Annotated in this window: 15 protein-coding genes; 4 read left to right on the top strand and 11 right to left on the bottom strand. The window is 67.1% G+C overall.

Going from position 1 to position 19,020, the window contains the following annotated elements; all coding sequences use genetic code 11:
* Nucleotide 1: 1 nt before the first annotated feature.
* Genes alr through G6N59_RS10245 form a run of 3 tightly spaced genes read right to left on the bottom strand, consistent with a single transcriptional unit; the run spans nucleotide 2 to nucleotide 4,026 of the window.
* On the bottom strand, nucleotides 2-1,159 hold the full coding sequence (alr, locus tag G6N59_RS10235) for an alanine racemase (RefSeq protein WP_138232090.1): 1,158 nt from the start codon (nucleotides 1,157-1,159) through the stop codon (nucleotides 2-4).
* Nucleotides 1,160-1,203: 44 nt separating this feature from the next.
* Nucleotides 1,204-2,598: a glutamate decarboxylase gene (locus G6N59_RS10240; protein ID WP_138232091.1), complete on the bottom strand. Its 1,395-nt coding sequence runs from the start codon at nucleotides 2,596-2,598 to the stop codon at nucleotides 1,204-1,206.
* A 15-nt stretch (nucleotides 2,599-2,613) separates the two neighbouring features.
* A complete protein-coding gene (locus tag G6N59_RS10245) occupies nucleotides 2,614-4,026 on the bottom strand; it encodes an NAD(P)H-hydrate dehydratase (RefSeq protein WP_138232092.1) in 1,413 nt (470 codons plus the stop codon).
* Between the two features lie 137 nt (nucleotides 4,027-4,163).
* On the opposite strand from G6N59_RS10245, the gene G6N59_RS10250 reads away from it, so the two are divergent.
* Nucleotides 4,164-4,526 (top strand): hypothetical protein, encoded by a 363-nt coding sequence (locus G6N59_RS10250; RefSeq protein WP_138232093.1) that lies wholly within the window; start codon nucleotides 4,164-4,166, stop codon nucleotides 4,524-4,526.
* 5 nt (nucleotides 4,527-4,531) lie between these two features.
* Here the strand turns inward: G6N59_RS10250 and glmS are convergent, their stop codons facing one another.
* Complete coding sequence (gene glmS / locus G6N59_RS10255; RefSeq protein ID WP_138232094.1) at nucleotides 4,532-6,400, bottom strand: glutamine--fructose-6-phosphate transaminase (isomerizing); 1,869 nt, start codon at nucleotides 6,398-6,400, stop codon at nucleotides 4,532-4,534.
* Between the two features lie 85 nt (nucleotides 6,401-6,485).
* On the opposite strand from glmS, the gene G6N59_RS10260 reads away from it, so the two are divergent.
* Nucleotides 6,486-7,337, top strand: a complete 852-nt coding sequence (locus G6N59_RS10260; protein WP_138232095.1) for a dienelactone hydrolase family protein — start codon at nucleotides 6,486-6,488, stop codon at nucleotides 7,335-7,337.
* A 103-nt stretch (nucleotides 7,338-7,440) separates the two neighbouring features.
* Nucleotides 7,441-8,445, top strand: a complete 1,005-nt coding sequence (locus G6N59_RS10265; protein ID WP_138232134.1) for a phospholipase C — start codon at nucleotides 7,441-7,443, stop codon at nucleotides 8,443-8,445.
* Nucleotides 8,446-8,450: 5 nt separating this feature from the next.
* On the opposite strand, the gene G6N59_RS10270 is transcribed toward G6N59_RS10265, so the two are convergent.
* Nucleotides 8,451-8,882, bottom strand: a complete 432-nt coding sequence (locus tag G6N59_RS10270; RefSeq protein WP_138232096.1) for a hypothetical protein — start codon at nucleotides 8,880-8,882, stop codon at nucleotides 8,451-8,453.
* 29 nt (nucleotides 8,883-8,911) lie between these two features.
* Between G6N59_RS10270 and pdxR the strand changes: the two genes are divergently transcribed.
* Nucleotides 8,912-10,336, top strand: coding sequence for a MocR-like pyridoxine biosynthesis transcription factor PdxR (pdxR, locus tag G6N59_RS10275; protein WP_197907914.1), 1,425 nt, complete (start codon nucleotides 8,912-8,914; stop codon nucleotides 10,334-10,336).
* On the opposite strand, the gene G6N59_RS10280 is transcribed toward pdxR, so the two are convergent.
* The 6 genes from G6N59_RS10280 to G6N59_RS10305 all read right to left on the bottom strand — a co-directional run bounded on the left by G6N59_RS10280 (nucleotide 10,316) and on the right by G6N59_RS10305 (nucleotide 18,696).
* Nucleotides 10,316-11,689 carry a hypothetical protein gene (locus tag G6N59_RS10280; RefSeq protein WP_138232097.1) on the bottom strand — a complete coding sequence of 458 codons (1,374 nt, stop codon included), beginning with the start codon at nucleotides 11,687-11,689 and terminating at the stop codon, nucleotides 10,316-10,318. The genes pdxR and G6N59_RS10280 overlap by 21 nt on opposite strands.
* Entirely contained in the window at nucleotides 11,689-11,991 is a 303-nt protein-coding gene (locus G6N59_RS10285; protein WP_138232098.1) for a type VII secretion target, read from the bottom strand. The genes G6N59_RS10280 and G6N59_RS10285 overlap by 1 nt, the downstream gene beginning before the upstream one ends.
* 199 nt (nucleotides 11,992-12,190) lie before the next feature.
* Nucleotides 12,191-14,023: a putative nucleotidyltransferase substrate binding domain-containing protein gene (locus G6N59_RS10290; protein WP_138232099.1), complete on the bottom strand. Its 1,833-nt coding sequence runs from the start codon at nucleotides 14,021-14,023 to the stop codon at nucleotides 12,191-12,193.
* Nucleotides 14,024-14,042: 19 nt separating this feature from the next.
* Nucleotides 14,043-15,629: a GMC family oxidoreductase gene (locus G6N59_RS10295; protein ID WP_138232100.1), complete on the bottom strand. Its 1,587-nt coding sequence runs from the start codon at nucleotides 15,627-15,629 to the stop codon at nucleotides 14,043-14,045.
* Nucleotides 15,630-15,678: 49 nt separating this feature from the next.
* Nucleotides 15,679-17,199, bottom strand: a complete 1,521-nt coding sequence (locus tag G6N59_RS10300; RefSeq protein ID WP_138232101.1) for an APC family permease — start codon at nucleotides 17,197-17,199, stop codon at nucleotides 15,679-15,681.
* A 12-nt stretch (nucleotides 17,200-17,211) separates the two neighbouring features.
* A complete protein-coding gene (locus tag G6N59_RS10305) occupies nucleotides 17,212-18,696 on the bottom strand; it encodes an aldehyde dehydrogenase family protein (protein WP_407665880.1) in 1,485 nt (494 codons plus the stop codon).
* Between the last annotated feature and the right edge of the window lie 324 nt (nucleotides 18,697-19,020).

Raw genomic sequence — 19,020 nt, forward strand, 5'->3', positions numbered from 1 at the left:
GTCAGCCTGTCGACTCACGATAAGTCCGGGCGATCCGACCGCGTGGACTGGTGACGACCTCGTAGTTGATGGTGCCCAGCAGCTCGGCCCAATCCTGAGCGGTCGGCTCGCCGGAGGCGCCCGAGCCGAACAGCACCGCCTCGTCCCCCACTGCGACGCCGGCACCGCCCGGCCCCAGGTCAACGACGAACTGGTCCATACAGATTCGGCCGACGTTGCGGTACCGGGCGCCGTTGATGCTCACGTCGATCCGCCCGCTGAGACCCCGGAACACCCCGTCGGCGTAGCCGAGCGGGATCAGTCCGACGGTAGTGTCGCGGTCAGCGATCCACATGTGCCCGTAGGACACCCCGTCGCCGGCCTTGATCGACCGCACCGCGGAGACGGGACATTTCAGCGTCATGGCGGGCCGCAGGCCGAAATCGCCGAGGGCGGGGATGGGCGTCTGCCCGTAGATCGCGATACCGGGCCGCACCAGATCGAAGTGCAAATCAGGCCGGGTCAGGGTCGCCGGCGAGTTGGCCAGGTGCGCCACCTCGAAGCGCACTCCGGCGGCCAGTGCCTGTTCCCGGGCCGCGGTGAGGCGGGCCGCCTGGGTGTCGTTCATCGGGTGCTGCGGATCGTCACCGCACACGAGGTGGCTCATGATGCCGCGCGGGCGCACCGCCCCGTCGGCGGTGGCCCGGGCCATGGCCTCGAGCAGTTCCGGGTACTCGGCGGGGCTGACGCCGTTGCGGCTGAGACCGGTGTCGACCTTCACGGTCACCGTGGCGGGCGCACCGCTGCGGCGCACCGCGTCGAGCACATCGTCGAACTGCCGCACCGTGGACACCGCCACCTGCACATCGGCGGCCAGGGCAGGCGCGAAGTCCGTGCCGGGCAGGTTGAGCCAGGACAGCACGGGCGCCGTGATGCCGGCCTGTCGCAGCGCCAGCGCCTCACTGATGTTGGTGACACCCAACTCCGCGGCCCCGGCCGCCAGCGCGGCCCGGGCGACCTGTGGCGCACCGTGTCCGTAGCCGTCGGCCTTGACCACCGCCATCACCGCGGCGCTGCCTGCGCGTTCTCGCAGAAGCCGCACGTTGTGTGCGACGGCACCCAGATCGACCAGCGCTTCCGCGGTCGGTCCGGGCGTCGGGGAATCGTGGTGCTGGGTCATGTCGCCACGATTCTCCCAGACGCCCGCCGGAACGCCGTCTGACGTCAGTGTGAGAAGGGCTGCACGTCGTCGAACTGGCCTTTCGGTTTGAGCTCGTCCAGGTCGTTCAGCACCGTGATCAGGTCATCACGCAGGGCACGGGCCAGGTCAGCCGAGAAGCCTTCCCGGACCACGATCCGCAGCACCGCGATGTCCGTCGCGTCGTCGGGCATGGTGTAGGCCGGTACCTGCCAGCCGTACGCCCGCAAGGCGTGTGACACGTCGAACTCGGTGTACGGGCGCCTGCCCTTGAGCCGGCAGGCGATCACCGGGATGGCCGAGCCGTCGGTGATCACCTCGAAGTGCTCGCTCTTGCGCAGTTCGTCGCCGATCCACCGGGCAGTACCGGATAGGCAGCGCATGATCTGCGTGTAGCCGGCCCGGCCCAGCCGCAGGAAGTTGTAGTACTGGCCGACCACCTGGTTGCCGGGCCGCGAGAAGTTCAGAGTGAAGGTCGGCATGTCACCGCCCAGGTAGTTGACCCGGAAAACCAGGTCCTCGGGCAGGTGCTCCTTGCTGCGCCACACCACGAAACCGATGCCCGGGTAGGTGAGCCCGTACTTGTGACCGCTGACGTTGATCGACACCACGCGCGGCAACCGGAAATCCCACTCCAGGTCGGGGTGCAGGAACGGGACGACGAAACCCCCGCTGGCGGCATCGACGTGCACGGGGATGTCCAGGCCGCTGTCGGCGGCCAGCTTGTCCAGGGCGGCGCAGATCTCGGCGATCGGCTCCAGCTCGCCGGTGAAGGTGGTGCCGAGGATTCCCACCACGCCGATCGTGTCTTCGTCGACGTTGGCGAGCACCTGTTCCGGAGTGATGACGTAGCGTCCCTCGGCCATCGGCAGGTACCGCGGCTCGACGTCGAAGTAGCGGCAGAACTTCTCCCACACCACCTGGACGTTGGAGCCCATGACGAGATTGGGAGTCCGGCCCTTCCAGGCAGTGCCGTCCGTCCCGGCCAACTTCGCGCGCCACCGCCATTTGAGCGCCAGCCCGGCCAGCATCACGGCCTCGCTGGAACCGATGGTCGAGACCCCGCACGCCGCCGACGCGTCATCGTCGCGCAGGTCCTCGGCGTGGAACAGGTCGGCCACCATCGACACGCAGCGGGCCTCGATGGCCGCGGTCGCCGGGTATTCGTCCTTGTCGATCATGTTCTTGTCGAACGTCTCGGCCATCAGCTTCTCGGCCTCGGGGTCCATCCAGGTGGTGACGAACGTCGCGAGGTTCAATCGCGAGCTGCCGTCGAGCATCAACTCGTCGTGGATGAAGCGATACGCGGCCTGCGAGTCCATCGGGTCGTCAGGTAGGCGCAGCGACGGGACCGGTGCGGTGGACAACCGACCGGTGTATGCGGGGCTCATGGTAGATGCGTGAACATGCCTGTGCGACATGGGAATTCCCTTCCTCTAGAGCGATGCGACGGCGGCCCGGACGTGGGCCAGGATGCGTAGCGCCGATGTCGGCGCAGGACGAGGTCCCGGGTCCGCTGCGGCCAGGCCGGCCGCGCGGGCATGCACGAAGGCCGCCATTGCGGCGGCCTCTCCCGGTGCGATACCGGCGGCCAGCAGGGCCCCGATGATGCCGGACAGTACGTCGCCGGAGCCGGCCGTCGCGGCCCAGGACTGGCCGGCCGGATTCAGATAGGTCGGGCCGTCTGGTTCGGCGATGACGGTGACATTCCCCTTCAACAACACCGTGGCGCCGAGCCGGTCGGCCAGGGCGCGGGCGGCGCCGACCCGGTCGGGTCCCGGCGGATGCCCTGCGAGCCGGGCGAATTCACCCGCGTGCGGGGTCAGCACCGTGGGCGCCGTGCGGTCGATCACCAGATCGAGGTCGGCGGCCAACAGGGTCAGCGCATCGGCATCGACGATCACCGGCAGGTCGGTGGCCAAGGCAAAGCGCAGCGCCTCATCGCCGGCGGCGTCGGTGCCCACACCTGGACCGACCACCCAGGCCTGTACCCGGCCCGCCGTCGTCGGATCCGACACCGCAATTACTTCCGGCCAGTGCGACACCACCTCGGCATGCGCGGTGCCGGCGTAGCGGACCATGCCGGAGGTGGCCGCCACGGCGGCACCGGTGCTCAAGATGGCCGCACCGGGGTAGGTCGCCGACCCGGCAAGCACGCCCTTCACGCCCTGGCTGTACTTGTCGTCCGACGGGTGCGGCACCGGCCAGCGGGTGCGGACGTCGGGTGCTTCGAACCCGAGCAGCGCCGGCTGGGGCAGATCGAGACCGATGTCGATCAGTTCGACGCGGCCGCAGTCGGCCAGCCCATGCACGGGTTTGAGGCCACCGAAGGTCACGGTCAGCGCGGCCCGCACATGGGGACCGTCCGCTGCTCCGGTCCGCACGTCGATGCCGCTGGGAATGTCGACCGCGACGACGGGCGCGGTGGTGGCGCCGAAGATGGCCGCGGCATGGGGACGCAACGGCCCGGTGGCACCGATACCGACCACACCGTCGATCACCAAATCCGTTGTCGACGGGATGTTCTCGACGATTCTTCCGCCAGCCCGACGGAACGCCGCCAGCGCCGCGGCGTGGGTATGTTCCGGGTTGAGCAGCACCGCGCTCGCCGCGGTGCCGCGCCGGCGCAGGAAGGTGGCCGCCCACAGCGCGTCACCGCCGTTGTCCCCCGAGCCGACGACCGCGCAGACCTGGCGGCCGGCGACACCGCCGGCGCGGGCCTTGAGTTCAGCGGTGATCGCCGTCGCCAAGCCGTAGGCCGCACGGCGCATCAACACGCCATCGGGCAGGGATGCCAGCAGCGGCGCCTCGGCCGCGCGAATCTGCTCGGCGGTGAAGTAGTGCCGCATAGCTCCGAAGGTTACGCAGATCCGCCCGTCCAGCGTTGGCGTGTGTCCGAGATTGGGGCATCGAGGGTGAGCTGGTGTGCGAAGAACCCGCAGAAGTTCGCGCACAAGCTCACGTTCGGCACGGATACCATCCCGCCATGACCTACGGCTATCCGCCGCCTCCGGCCAAGCCACCGATCTCGGGCGGCGACCTCGCCGCGTCGATCGTCGCGCTGGTGCTCACCTATGTCGGCGGTGTGGTGGCGGCATTCTTCGGCCTGTTCGCCATGGCGTTCACGGACTACTGTCCGCCGGCCACCTGCCACCCCGATGCAGGCATCAACGTCATGGTCACGGCCTTCATCGCGGCGGCAGTTGTCGCCGTGGCCGGCACGGTCGTCACGGTTGTCCGGCTCACCAAACGCAACCCCGCCTGGCCGTTCGCCGTCGGCACCATGGCGCTGTGTGCCGTCCTGTGCGTGCTCGGATTCGGCGGCTACATCGCCGCGGTCGGCGGCTGAGCGACTTACTCGACGGTGACCGATTTCGCCAGGTTGCGGGGCTTGTCCACGTCGTATCCCCGCTCGCGGGCCACCGACGCGGCGAACACCTGCAGCGGGATCGTCGACAGCAACGGCTGGAACAGCGTCGAAGTGGCCGGGATCTCGAAGATGTAATCGGCGTACGGCCGCACCGTCTCGTCGCCTTCCTCGGCGATGACAATGGTCACCGCACCGCGGGCCTGAATCTCGCGGATGTTGCTCAGCAGCTTGGCGTGCAACATCGCGGCGCCCTTGGGCGACGGCATCACCACGATCACCGGCAGGTCGTCGTCGATGAGTGCGATCGGACCGTGCTTCAGCTCGCCGGCCGCGAAGCCCTCGGCGTGCATGTACGCCAACTCCTTGAGCTTGAGCGCACCCTCGAGGGCCACCGGGTAGCCGACGTGCCGCCCCAGGAACAGCACCGTGGGCGACTTCGCGAACTGCCGCCCCAGATCCGCGATCGGTTCCAGCCGCTCGAGCACCTGCTCGACCAACGCCGGCATGGCCTCCAGCTCGCGGTATTCACGGGCTACCTCGTCCGGGTACTTGGTGCCACGGGCCTGGGCCAGCGCCAAGCCGACCAGATAGTTCGCGACCAGCTGGGCGAGGAATGTCTTCGTGGCCGCGACGCCGATCTCCGGCCCGGCCCGGGTGTAGAGCACGGCGTCGGCCTCGCGCGGAATCTGCGAGCCGTTGGTGTTGCAGATGGCCAGCACCTTGGCCTTCTGGCCCTTGGCGTGCCTGACGGCTTCCAGAGTGTCGGCGGTCTCGCCGGACTGCGAGATGGCGATTACCAGCGTGCTGCGGTCCAGCACCGGGTCCCGGTACCGGAACTCGCTGGCCAGCTCGACCTCGACCGGCAGCCGGGTCCAGTGCTCGATGGCGTACTTGGCGAGCAGACCGGAGTGGTAGGCGGTACCGCAGGCGACGATGAAGACCTTGTCGACGTCGCGCAGCTCCTGGTCGGAGAGCCGCTGCTCGTCGAGCACGATCCTGCCGTCGACGAAGTGACCGAGCAGCGTGTCGGAGACGGCCGTGGGCTGCTCGGCGATCTCCTTGTACATGAAGTAGTCGTAGCCACCCTTTTCGGCGGCCGACAGGTCCCAGTCGATGTGGAACGGCCGAGCCCGGTCCGAGGCGTCATTGCCGTCGAAGTCCAGGACCTGGTAGCCATCCGCGGTGATCACCACGGCCTGGTCCTGCCCGAGCTCGACAGCGTCCCGGGTGTATTCGATGAAGGCCGCGACGTCGGAACCGATGAACATCTCGCCGTCGCCGACGCCGACCACCAGCGGGGTGGACCGGCGGGCCGCGATGATGGTGCCCGGCTCGTCGGCATTGGTGAACACCAAGGTGAAGTGACCCTCGAGCCGGCGCAGCACGGCCAGCACCGATGCCACGAAGTCACCCGCCGTAGGCCCCTGCCGGTAGGCCCGCGCCACCAGGTGGACGGCCACCTCGGAATCGGTGTCGCTCTGGAACTCGACACCGGCGGCTTCCAGCTCGGCGCGCAGACCGGCGAAGTTCTCGATGATGCCGTTGTGGACCACCGCGAGCTTGCCGCTGGCATCGCTGTGCGGATGCGCATTGCGGTCCGTGGGGCGGCCATGAGTTGCCCAGCGGGTGTGCCCCACGCCGGTGGTGCCTTCGAGCTCGGCGGCGTCGGTTTCGGCCAGCGCCTCTTCCAGGTTGGCCAGTCGGCCGGCGCGCCGCCGGATGGTCAGGCCGCCATGGCCGTCGGCCAAGGCGAGACCGGCGGAGTCATAACCGCGGTATTCCATCCGTCGCAGCGCGTCGACCACGATGTCGCGGGCCGGCCGTTGCCCGACATAGCCGACGATTCCACACATGGTTCTCCAGGGTAGTGCAGCCTCCTGAGTGCCGGACCGCGCACGCGTGGCGCACAAACCAGGGCCACTGCGCTAACGTCATCGCGTGGCCAAGACGAAGAAGCTCTTCGGCGCCCTGACGCGCCGCGGCCCGCACCGCGTTCTGCGTGGTGACCTGGGTTTCGCCGGCCTGCCGGGCACTGTCTACACCCCCGAGTCGGGGCTGAATCTGCCCGGCGTGGCGTTCGGCCACGACTGGTTGCAGGGTGTCGGACGTTACAACGGCACGCTCGAGCACCTGGCGTCCTGGGGCATCGTCGCGGCCGCACCCAATACCGAGACGGGCATCGCGCCGTCGGTGCTGAACCTGGCCTTCGACCTGGGTACCACCCTCGACATCATCACCGGGGTCCGGCTGGGCCCCGGCAAGATCAGCGTGCACCCGACGAAGTTGGGCCTGGTCGGGCACGGTTTCGGCGCATCGGCCGCGGTCTTCACCGCCGTCGGGCTGGGGTCGTCGGCCGCCCCGCTGAAAGCGGTGGCCGCCGTGTTCCCGACCGCGACCAAGCCCGATGCCGATCAGCCCGCGGCCGGTCTGCGCGTCCCCGGCCTGATCCTGAACGCGCCCGGCGCCGAGCTGACCATCCAGTCCAATGCCACCGAGCTGGCCGCCGCGTGGCGGACCGCCACCGTGCGAACCGTCGCCAAGGCCGAACCGGGCGGGCTGGCCGAGGGCTTCCGGCTGTCCAAGCTGGTCGGGATGCCGGGAGCGGATCGCCGCACCCAGAAGACGGTGCGCGCGCTGCTGACCGGATACCTGCTGTTCCAGCTGACCGGTGACAAGGCATACAAGGATTTCGCCGACGCCGACGTCGTGCTGCCGAAGACCGTTGCCGCCGATCCCGACGCCGAGATCCCGGCGCTGGAAGACAAGGTCGCCGCCCTGCTGAAGGGCTAGCTCCGCCCGTGGTCTCCGCGACCTGATCCCGGTCACGGTGAATCGGTGAAAAGTTCACCGGCCGTACACCGTTCGCGTATCGACACCCGACGACACTGGACGCATGGCCGACCCCATCGAGCATGTCGTGATCATCGTCAAGGAAAACCACACCTTCGACAACTACTTCGGCACCTTCCCCGGGGCCAATGGCGCAACGCTGGACCGCGCAGAGAATCCGCCGCCGTCTGATCCCGACCACAAGCATCAGACGTGGATGAACCGCGCGTCCGACCCGACGTTTCGGGTGCAGTACACCGAACAGGACATCCCCGGCTATTTCGATCTCGCACGCCGGTTCACCTTGTGCGACAACTACTTCTCTGAAGTGGCAGGCCCGTCCACGCCCAACCACCTGATGCTGATCTGCGCCGATTCCCCGGTGATCAACAACCCGCATCACCATTACCGGCCGACTCCCGGCGACCGCTTCACGCTGCCCTCACTGCCCGCCGCGCTCGAGAAAGCCGGCCTGTCGTGGGGCAACTACGGCGGGTATGCGTTCTCCTACATCGATGGCCTGCACACCCACGGCAGCAACCATGGCCGCGATGCCTTCGCAACGCAGGCCCGCGCGGGCAAGCTACCGACGGTGTCCTGGGTGTACGGCGACGGAAAACCCGATCTGTCGGAGCATCCCACCCAGAACGTCACCGACGGCATGAACTGGACCCTGCAACAGATCCAGGCCGTCGTCGACGGCGGACTGTGGGAGCGCGTCGCGATCTTCATCACCTGGGACGACTGGGGTGGCTGGTACGACCACGTCGACCCGAAAGTCGTCGAAACCTGGAACCACACCCACGCCCAACGGCCCGACGACGAATTCGCCGAGTTCGACGGCCAGCCGTTCCGCTACGGCTCCCGGGTGCCGTGCCTGGTGGTCGGGCCGTACGCCAAACCAGGTCACCTCAGCAGCCAGCTCAATTCGCACGTCAGCCTCCTCAAGTTCTGCGAAACCAACTTCGGGTTGGACCCGCTGACCGAGCGGGACGCCGCCGCCAACGGCATGACGGATTGCTTCGATCTGACGCAGCCGCCGAACCCGGCGCCGACCAGCCGGCCCTGAAGGCATCAACCCATCGAGCGCTCGCCGATCCACGCATACGCCCGCCGCAGGGTCTCGCCCGAGTCGAACACGTCGGCCTCCCACGTCGTCGACCTGACGTCTCCGCGATCGCGGTAGCGGTCCATGATGTTCAGGTGCCGTGGCAGAACGATGAACTGCTGCAAGGCTTCTGCGCTTTCCCATACCGAGATTGAACCGCTGCGGCCCGCCACTGGCAGGCTCCACAGCCACAGTCCGATGGCACCGGGCATGGCGTACCAGCCTTCCCGCATCCGCATCCCCCGGTAGGCGATGCCCGGCAAGGCCCGACGCTGCTGCGATGCGAAATCGGTCACGCTGACCACCACCTGACGCCCTGCCGGATTCACTGGCCCGGGCATCCACCCGGTGACGACGGGCTGGCCCAGTGCAGTGGAAACATGATTCAAAGCGGTCATGACACCCACCCTGCGCCTACGATTGGTATGTGTCATGGTCCAATTCTGAATCTTCTGAACAGACCAATCGCGATGGATTCCCCGCCGACATCCTCGTGAACCTCGACCGGTCCATGCGCACCGGACTAGCCGTTCAGCTGCAGCACCAACTGCGCGTCGCGATCCAGCAGGGCCGGCTGACCACGGGCACGACCCTGCCGCCATCTCGAATTCTGGCTCAGCAGTTGGGTGTTTCGCGCAGCGTCGTCGTCACCGCGTATGAGCATCTGACCGCCGACGGCTACCTCGCCGGTCGGCAAGGGTCGGGAACTCAAGTCCAACACCTCGGTGCTTCGGTGCCGCCGGCGCCCACTGCCGAGGTCGCGGGCAATGCCGTCCGACTGATCGGCGGGCTCCCCGACCCCGCCCTCTTTCCCCGCTCCGAGTGGCTGCGCCACTACCGTGCGGCAGTCAACGACGTACCAAACGACGCCCTGACGTATCCGGGACCGCTCGGCACACAGGCCTTGCGCCAAGCCCTCGCGGACTATTTGGCGCGTGTCCGGGGAGTCGCGGCAAGGCCCGAAAATATCCAGGTGACAACGGGTATCACGCAAGCAGTGACCCTCGTGGCCAGGGCGTTGAAAGCCCGCGGCGGCCGCGCGATCGCGGTGGAGGACCCCTGCTTCGCCTTCCATCGCGACACCGTCACCAACGCCGGGCTGATCGCGGTCCCGGTGCCGGTCGATCACGACGGGATCAATGTCGACCACCTGGACGGCCTCGATGTCGACGCCGTCCTGGTGGCACCAGCTCATTCGTACCCGACCGGGGTGGTGCTCAGTCCGGACCGCCGTACGGCGCTGGTCGACTGGGCCCGGCACCGGAACACCCTCATCGTCGAAGACGACTACGACGCGGAGTTCCGCTACGACCGGCAGCCGATTGGCGCGCTCCAGGGACTGGCCCCGGAGTTGATCGCCTACGCAGGCTGCGCCAGCAAGACCCTGACGCCGGCTCTGCGACTTGGCTGGATTGCTTTACCGCAGTGGCTGATTGACGACGTCACCCGCCAGAAGCTGTACGACGACATGGGCAACACACTGCTGGAACAACTGGCCTTCGCCCGGTTCATGGCCAGTGGCGGGATGGCCCGCCATCTACGGCGGGTCCGCCCGACCTATCGACGACGACGAGACGCCCTCCTGGCAGCACTCGAGGTCTCGCTTCCCGAGGCCACACCGATGGGTGTGTCCGCGGGACTGCACCTGCACGTGCAGTTGCCCGACCACTGCGACGAGGATGCCATCGTCGACGCCGCGTATCACCGCGGAGTGCTCGTCGGCGGCGCACGCTGGTGCTGGGCCGATCCGTCGACCGCGCCTCCGGCATTGGTGATCGGATACGGCTCGGTCTCCGAATCCGATATCCGGCAGGCCATCCTGGTATTGGGTTCACTCGCCCACGTTCGGTAATTCATCGGCAGCGATCTCGCACGGCGTCCTCGTGGTCGGATTCGCATGCTCGGCAAGGGGTTCCACCGGCGGCGTGACGGGAGCTGGATCAGGCAGCGGCACCGGAGCCGCGGTGACCACAGGCGGGTTGAGTTCTCCGGGCGGCTGATCGACGGGCTGCTCGACCCCGTCGTCTGGCGTCAGCTCGTCAGCGTCATTGTTCGTGGTGTCGTCGGGCTTGTCGTCTGGCTCCGGCTCATCCTTATCGCCCTCATCGTCACCCACGTCGCCCTTCGCGGCCTCATCGTCCAACCCGAGATCCTCGGCCAGTCCGGTCTTCAGGTCGTCAACGCCGCCGAGCCCGGCTGCGCCGGAACCGAGGCCTGCCATGGAACCGAGGACTCCCCCGATGGCGTCGACCAGCTGCTGCCCCAAACCGCCTACACCGGAACCGAATCCGACGTCAGCGGGCGGTGTGGCGGCGCCGACGGGCGATGCTGTGGCCGACGTCCCCAATGCGGGTTCCGGCGCGGCGGACGTGGTCGCCGGCGACTCGGAGAGCAATGCACCCGACGTCGCGGGCATTCCGGCCTGTGCGGCCGGCGGCGCTGACCAAAGTGCCGCCGCGCCAAGAGTTGGCGGCGCGACGGCCGGGTAATCGCGCGGGCCGGCAGCGGCAGATGCGCTGAGCACAGGAGCCAGCACCTGTCCAGGAAATCCGAAAGAAACGGCGCCCGGCGTGGCCGCGGAGTTCGCCGAATCATACGCGGCCACAACGGCATCGGATGCTGTCTGCAGTGCGGCCGCCAGCTCCCCGAACACCACCCGAAGCACGAAAGGCTTCACTTGCTGATCGACGATCTCGCTGGCCGCCGCCGCGTCTCCGACTCCCCCGAGGACCGCATGGGCGGCTGCGGTCCACTCGTCGCGATGCCCGGACGTCTGTGCGTCGGCCCGCAGCACCGCATCGACCTTGGTGTCGACGGCGCGCCACAGCTCGTCATGAAGGATCGTCAATGCGCGGGCGCTGCGCCGCAGGTGCGCGACCACGTCCTCGGCAGCGATCGCCAGGGTGCGCAGAAACGCGCCGGCCGCATCACCGCCCGCGCCGGACCACTGCGCCGTCAGCTCCCGATATCCGTTGCCCTGCATGCGCAATGCGTCCTGTGCGGCCGTCGCGGCAGCGTCGAGCGAGCGCGCGTCAGCAGCCAACGCGGCCAGGTCCAGGCCACTCTCGGCGCGATACAGGTCCTGCAACGACACCGACGGCGGCAGGCCCAGCACCTGGCACGCGGCCACATAGTCATCGAGGACCGTCAGCGCGTGATCGCCTTCGGACAGCCGCCCGGCGACGTCGAACGCAGCTGCCATCATCAGACCAACCGGCCCGCGAGGTCGGCGTCAACGTCCTCGTAGCGTCCCGACGAAACCCGCAGTGCCGCCGCGGCTTCCGCCGATGCGGACGCCCACGCACGCAGCTGGTCGGCGGACTGGTCCAGGGCGGCGCGCAACGCGGCTGCACGCGCGGCGTGGTCCCGCCCGCCGCAGAACCCGTCGAAGTACCACCGCAGCAACGGGGCCACCGCCGCGCCGAGGGTATCGGCGACAGATTCACACCGCTGCGCGATGTCCCGCACAGCCGACGGGTCTATCCGAGCGACGTCACGTTCTCCCATGCCTTGCTATGACGCACGGCACGGCCGTTCGGTTCCATCAAAGCGAAAAATATCGCTGTGCCCACTCGCCGGAACACGCCTCCTGGACGACTGACGGAACTAGCCCTCCGACAATGAAACCGCTGGTCTTCCTGGATACGGAGACCACCGGCCGGCACGCCCACCGGGTTTCCCGACTGGTCCAGTAGGTCAAGCGAACTCAGCGCAATCCAGGGTGTGTTCCCATTTGCCGTGCCCGCCGCTGCACGGCGGCGATCTCGCGCAGCCCGTCACCGAGCAGGCTCCGGTTGAGCGGGGACAGGTCGCTGACGGTGATCACGTCGTTCGGGGTGCGGCCGTCGGCGATCAGCTCGACCTGATGCGCCAACCGCATTCGTTGCAGCATGACGAAAACCTCTGTGAGAGTGTGCGAATCCCGCTCCGTCAGTGCACCTGTAGCGGCCGCCGCCGAGAGCCGAGCCGGAGTCGACGCCGACGTCATGTCGGCCGTGAGGCCACCCCACCGGGCCAGGTTCACGATCGGCGTCACAGCATGCGTCTTCAGGTCGAAGGTGCCGCCGCGCCTCGACAACACGTCGCGCAGCGACCACGCGCGCACCTTGCCGGACAGCGCATCCAGTAGTTGCAGGCGCAGTGCATTCGGATGTTCGTCACGCATCCGGTGGAACACCGTGGGCACGGTGTGCAACGCCCGGTTCCCCCACACCACGCGGCCGTCGATCAGTAGTGAGGACAAGATCAAACCCTTGCCACGCAGTGGATCATCGAGCCAGCCCGCGGCGGCCTCTGCCCAATCGGAGGCCGACCGGGCGAACGCCTTGTGCGATGCGATCGCACCGTTGCTGTCGCCCGGCAGACCACAACCGTCGAGGATGGCGTGCGTGCGGGCCGCGATGGAACGCAACTGTGCGCATTCGGAATCGCAGCTGTCGGCCCAACTGAGTGCGCTGTCCACATCGGAGGACGGCATGGCCTCCCGACGGGCGATACTGCCCAGCGTGAGCCACGCGAACTGGTCCTGCGTCGGACCTGGGCCCGCTTCGGCCAGCGCGAGTTCCAATGCCTTGCGTACCAACGCATCCAGCACGATCGATGAGATGCTGCTCGCGGCCGACGCTTTCGTCCCGGTGCGAAACAGATCAACGGCGATGCGGGTCACCTCGCGGCCATGCCGCTGTAGCGCAGCAGCATCGGGCGCCTGCGCGATCGCCCGGCGCAACACGAAACTCTGACGGGCCGACGCGGCCAGCAGGTCGACGTCCTCCAGGACGCCCAGCACCTCACCGCGGGGCGACATCACCGGCATATGGCGCATACCGCGCTCCAGCATTTCCAGCAGCACCGTCTCGGCGGTGCGGTCCGCGGTCACCGTCTGGGCCGGCCGACTCATCACTTCGGCGATCGAGACATCGACCGGTAACCCCGCTGCGACGACCCGAGACCGAAGGTCACGGTCGGTGAAGATCCCGACACCGCCTTCGCGCAGCCGGACCAGCGCATAGGACACTCGCTGATCGCTCATCTGCACGACGGCGTCGCGCACCGAGATCCCGGGCTCGACGATCAGCACGGTGCCGTGCACCAGATCGCCGACCGGCCGCGAGTCGCTGGCCGTCACCAGTTGCGACGACGGCGTGGCGGACAGCGCCAGGAAACGCAGTCCGGCCGGTTTGGCGAACTGCGCCCGCACCAGCTCACCGGGTAGGCGGACGACGGTGGTGGCTTCCGTCGTGCGAGCCAGGAATTCGATGCCACCGCCGGTCAGCATCGGAACGTAGCCGAAGATTCCGCCGGGCTCGATGGTGTCGAACACCTGCCCACCACCTGACCTGCCCGCCTCCTGCAGGTTCACCGAGCCGGCCAGGACCATCCAGATGTCATCGGGGACATGACGGGAGAAGTCCGCGATCACCGTCCCGGCACCGTACTGCTCCAGCGCGGAGGCGGCGACGAGGTCGTTCAGTTCGGTATCACTGGCCGTCTGAAATGGCGGATGCGAACCGAGGAAGTTCACCAGCTCCGGAGAGGTCACCCCGTCATCGTGCCCTGGTCTAGCTGTTGCGAATGAGGTCGGCACATTTCTCGGCCATCGTCATCACCGTGATGTTGGGATTGACCACCGGCAACTTCGGCATCGCCGAGGCGTCCACCACCCGCAGGTTGCGCACCCCCTTGACGCGCAATTGCGGATCGAGCACCGCCATCGGATCGTCGACCGCGCCCATCCGCGCCGTACCGGCCGGGTGGTACACGGTGTTGTGCGTCTTGTAGATGTAGTCGAGCAACTGCTCGTCGGTCTGTACGTCCGGTCCGGGCGCGAGTTCACGGCCGATCCACTCCTGTAGCGGTTCCTGCTCGGCGATCTTGCGGGCCAGCTTGATTCCGGCCAGCATCACCTTTTCGTCGTGCCCCTCCGGGTCGGTGAAATAGCGTGGGTCGACCTTGGCCCGGTCCCGGAAGTCGCGTGAGGCCAGACGCACCGTTCCGCGCGAACGTCCTTGTGTCACATTCGGAGTAAGGCAGAACCCGTTGTCGGTGGTGGGGTACCCGTGCCGCAGCGTATTCATGTCGAAAGGGACGCTGCCGTAGTGCATCATCAGGTCCGAGTGGTCGGGGCCGTCCCCCGCAACCTCGGTGGTGGCGAACAGCCCGATCTCCCACCACTGGGTGGACTCGGTGACCATCGGATTGGCCGCCTCCCAGAACACCAGGCCCTCGACATGGTCGTCTAGGTTCTCGCCGACGCCGGGCGAGTCGACCCGCACCGGGACCCCCACCTCGGCCAGGTGGGCCGCCGGCCCGATACCCGACAGCATCAGCAATTTCGGCGTGTCGATCGCACCGGCGGTGACGACCACCTCGCGTGTCGCGGTGACGACGTCGTAGCCGGTGAGGTCGGGGCGTTGGTACCGCACGCCCGTGGCCACCGGCTCGTCGCCGGAGTCATCGAACAGGATTTCCGCCACCCAGCAGTTGGTCAGCACGGTGAGGTTGGGGCGGGAATCGAGGATCGGGTGCAGGTAGGCGTGCGAGCTGGACATCCGCTCGCCTGCCTCGTTGGCGTTGATCTGCAGCCAGCCGGCCGCATTGAGGGTCCAGTCACCGCGGTTGAATTGCACGGTCTCCAGGCCCACTTTGGCTGCGGAGTCGATCACCGCCTGGCCGCACGGATCGTTCGGCGGCACGTCCCGTAGCCGGACGGGTCCCGAATCACCGTGCCGGACACCTTGATACGTGCCAGTGGCGGTGTTGGCCTCCACCTTCGCGGTATACGGCAGTACGTTCTCGGGTCCCCAACCGGTCGCGCCCATCGTCTCCCAGTCGCGCAGGCCCTGGGCGAGCGGCCAGAATGCAATACACGAATTGTGCGATGAACACCCGCCGAGCACCTTCGCACGGGCATGCCGCATGAAGCTGTTGCCCTTCTCCTGCGGTTCCACCGGGTAGTCCCAGTCGTAGCCGGAGTCGAGCAGGTGCATCCATTCCGACAATTCCAGGATGTTGCGGTCGCCCACATCCGACGGTCCGGCCTCCAGCAGACATACGGTCACGTCCGGGTCCTCGGACAGGCGCGCCGCGACGACGCAGCCGGCGGTGCCGCCGCCTGCGATCACGTAATCGAAACTGCGATCGGACATATGGAGCTCCTCGAAAAGAATTCAGGCAGAAGAGAATCAGGATGACCGGTCACTCGGCAGTGAACGCCGAGTGGGAGGCAAGCGTGCCAATGTGTTTGCGGCCCTTGACGAAATACCACACCAGACCCAGCCCGAGGATGACGCCGATGTAGACGAACGCGCCCCAGGTGTTGTACCACGGGTCACCGTAGATGGCGACGCGCGGCCAGGCCAGGTTGATGGCCATCGCGACGCCCCACAGCACCGCGAAGGCGTTGACCGGCAGGCCCCACTTACCCATGGTGAAATAGCCACCTTCCTTCAGGTCTTTCGGCGGCCACTGCCCCTGCAGACGTTTCTTGAGTAGCGGGCCGGTCACCATCAGGTAGGCCAGGTAGATCATGATGATCGCGATCGAGGTCAGCACCGTGAACACCTTGGGCTGCCCGAGGTTGATCACGAGAATGAGTGCCGCGATGATGCCGATGACGACGGCAGGCACGATGGGCGCCTGCGTCTTCGGGTGCACCTTGGCGAGCTTCTCGCCGAACGGCAGCGCGTTGTCGCGGGCCATGGCGAAGGTCAACCTGATGGCCGCGGTATGCACGGCCAGCGAACACACCGTCACCGCGACCACGATGCAGACCAGGAAGATGGTGCCCAGCGGACCCCACATCACCTTCTCGACGATGGACTGCAGGCTCCCGTCGGGACTGCCCAGGGCCGGGTCGTTGAGGTCCGGTGTGGCCATGATGGCGCCCGCCAGGATCGCGCCGCCGATCACGAACGAGGCCAGGATCGCGCGCAGGATGGCCTTGGGCGCGGTGCGCCGCGGTTCGACGGTTTCTTCGCCGAGCGAGCTCGCCGTGTCGAACCCGTACATCACGTACAGTGACGCCACCGACGCCACCAGGAACGCGCCGAAATATCCACCGGGCAGGCCGGCGCCGTGGCCCTGCGTGTCGAAGAACACGCTCGGTCCGCGCTTGCTGTTGCATAACAGGATCACTGCAATGAGCACGGCCGCAATGAGTTCGATGAAAACGCCGGCACTGTTGATCATCGCCATCAGCCGCACCCCGAAGGCGTTGATGATCGTGGTGAACGCGATGAGGACGGTGCCGAGCAGGATCGCATTGGCGGCGAAATCGTACTTCCCGGTGCCGTCACCGATCACCTGGAAACCGCTCCAGAGTCGCGGCAGGTTCAGTTGTAGGGCCAGCACCACCGCCGACAGCGTGACGATGGAGGCCGTCAGCATCAACCAGCCCGAACTCCAGCCGACGATGCGACTACCCAGCTTCTTCGACCAGTTGTAGACCGAACCAGCGACGGGGTACTTCGCCGCGAGTTCCATGAAACACAACGCGACGGCCATCTGTCCGATGAAGACCATGGGCCACGACCAGAGATACGCCGGGCCGCCGTTGCCGTAGCCGACATAGAACAACTGGAAGGTACCGGTCAGGATCGAGATGTAGCTGACGCCGGCCGCGAAGCTCGCGAATTTTCCGATACTGCGGTCCAGCGACTCCTTGTAGCCGAAATCCTCGAGTCCGCCGCTGTCCGCATCGGCCAGGTGCTGAGTCATGATGGTATGTCCCTAACCTTCGTTGGCGGCGTCGAACCAACCCGCGGGCTTCGGCGCGGTGTTGTGCCAGATGTGTTTGAGCTCTTGATACTCCGCGAGGCCCGACGGTCCGAGCTCACGGCCGTTGCCCGACTTCCCGAAACCGCCCCACTCCGCTGCGGCGGTGTAGTAACCGAAGTCGTTCAACCACACCGTGCCGTGCCGCAAGGCGCGCACCACACGTTCGCCCCGCGCCGGATCAGAGGTTCGCACCCCTGCCGCGAGACCGTACTGCGTGTCGTTGCCGAGCATGATCGCCTCGGCCTCGTCTGTGAACCGCTCCACCGTCATGATCGGTCCGAAGGTCTCCTCCGTGACGATCCTCATCGAGCGGTCGCATCGATCGAAGATCGTGGGCAGGAAGAAGTAGCCGTCCGCCAGCGCCGGATCGCTGGGGCGGCTTCCGCCGGTGATGAGCTTCGCCCCCTCGGAAATCCCCAGGGCCACAAACGCTTCCATCTTGTCCAGCTGCTGTTTGGACACCAGCGGCCCGGTCTCGCTGCGCGGGTCGGTGCCGTCGCCCATCCGGATTTTCTCAGCTCGCTCGGCGAGTTGTGCGACGAAATCGTCGGCGATGGACTCCTCGATGATCACCCGGGTGCCCGACGAGCAGACCTGACCCGAATGCAGGAACACGCCGGTGAGAACTTGGTCCACAGCGGCGTCCCAGGCATCGCCCCTTCCGATATCGGCAAAGACGATGTGTGGGTTCTTCCCACCGAGTTCCAGCGCCACCTTGCTCACATGCTCGGCGGCGCTCCTGGCGATGTGCTGACCGGTACTCAGACCTCCGGTGAACGAGATGAGGTCGACGTCGGGGTTGTCGGTGAGTGCCGCCCCCACGGCGGCTCCGCTGCCCTGGATCAGGTTGAGCACGCCGGGGGGCACCCCTGCTTCTTGAGCCAGCCGGACGAAGGCGATGGTCGAAAGCGGTGTCACTTCACTGGGTTTGGCCACCATGGTGCAACCGGCCGCCAAAGCCGGCGCGATCTTCCACGAGATCTGCAGCAGCGGGTAGTTCCATGGGGCGATCAGCACGCACACCCCGATGGGCTCGTGCACCACCCGGCTGATGACCGTCGGGTCGCCCACGTCGACCAGCCGATCAGACTGCGTCGCCACCAGGTTGGCGTAGTAGCGGAACACCGAGATCACATCGTCGATGTCGATCCGGCTCTCCGCCAAGGTTTTTCCGGTGTCGGCAGTCTCCACCGCGGCCAGCGACTCCTTGTCGCGGGCCAGTAGATCGGCGATGCGCTCGAGTAGCGCGGCCCGCTCGGCGACCGGCGTGGCCGGCCAGTCGCCGGCGTCGAAGGCGGTGCGGGCGGCGGCGACAGCCGCCAGCGCATCATCGTGCGTGGCCTCGTCGACAGTCGCGAACACCTTGCCGGTGGCGGGATTGATGATCTCCCGGACACCGCCGTCGGCGGCGTACCGCCACTGCGATCCGATGAGCAGATCCGGTGCACCGTCCACGTTGCCTCCTCGACTACCGGTAATCATCCGGGCGACAGGCCACGCGGCAGCGCCCATACTCGTAATCCTTGGTGCCCATGCCGTTTTCGGGCGCAATGGTCCTGCGATTCGCTCTTGGCATCGCCGCTCGCTTCCGTATCGGTGCCGGAGGCTGTCTGGCCTCGGCGACGAGACCCGGACTAAGCCGAGGTGTCGCGCCTCGGCGCTGTCGCCAACTAATATATCATCAGTTGATCAGTGGGCAACTGCATTTGAGGTCTTGATCTGAGAAAATTTTTGGGGTCCATCGGCATGAATGTGGGGACC

Source organism: Mycolicibacterium aubagnense, from assembly GCF_010730955.1.
Lineage (GTDB): Bacteria > Actinomycetota > Actinomycetes > Mycobacteriales > Mycobacteriaceae > Mycobacterium > Mycobacterium aubagnense.

Bases quoted from the DNA above. Each gene is read 5' to 3' on its own strand.
- alr (WP_138232090.1), bottom strand. From the start codon at position 1,159: ATGACCCAGCACCACGATTCCCCGACGCCCGGACCGACCGCGGAAGCG.
- G6N59_RS10240 (WP_138232091.1), bottom strand. From the start codon at position 2,598: ATGTCGCACAGGCATGTTCACGCATCTACCATGAGCCCCGCATACACC.
- G6N59_RS10245 (WP_138232092.1), bottom strand. From the start codon at position 4,026: ATGCGGCACTACTTCACCGCCGAGCAGATTCGCGCGGCCGAGGCGCCG.
- G6N59_RS10250 (WP_138232093.1), top strand. From the start codon at position 4,164: ATGACCTACGGCTATCCGCCGCCTCCGGCCAAGCCACCGATCTCGGGC.
- glmS (WP_138232094.1), bottom strand. From the start codon at position 6,400: ATGTGTGGAATCGTCGGCTATGTCGGGCAACGGCCGGCCCGCGACATC.
- G6N59_RS10265 (WP_138232134.1), top strand. From the start codon at position 7,441: ATGGCCGACCCCATCGAGCATGTCGTGATCATCGTCAAGGAAAACCAC.
- G6N59_RS10270 (WP_138232096.1), bottom strand. From the start codon at position 8,882: ATGACCGCTTTGAATCATGTTTCCACTGCACTGGGCCAGCCCGTCGTC.
- G6N59_RS10280 (WP_138232097.1), bottom strand. From the start codon at position 11,689: ATGATGGCAGCTGCGTTCGACGTCGCCGGGCGGCTGTCCGAAGGCGAT.
- G6N59_RS10285 (WP_138232098.1), bottom strand. From the start codon at position 11,991: ATGGGAGAACGTGACGTCGCTCGGATAGACCCGTCGGCTGTGCGGGAC.
- G6N59_RS10295 (WP_138232100.1), bottom strand. From the start codon at position 15,629: ATGTCCGATCGCAGTTTCGATTACGTGATCGCAGGCGGCGGCACCGCC.
- G6N59_RS10300 (WP_138232101.1), bottom strand. From the start codon at position 17,199: ATGACTCAGCACCTGGCCGATGCGGACAGCGGCGGACTCGAGGATTTC.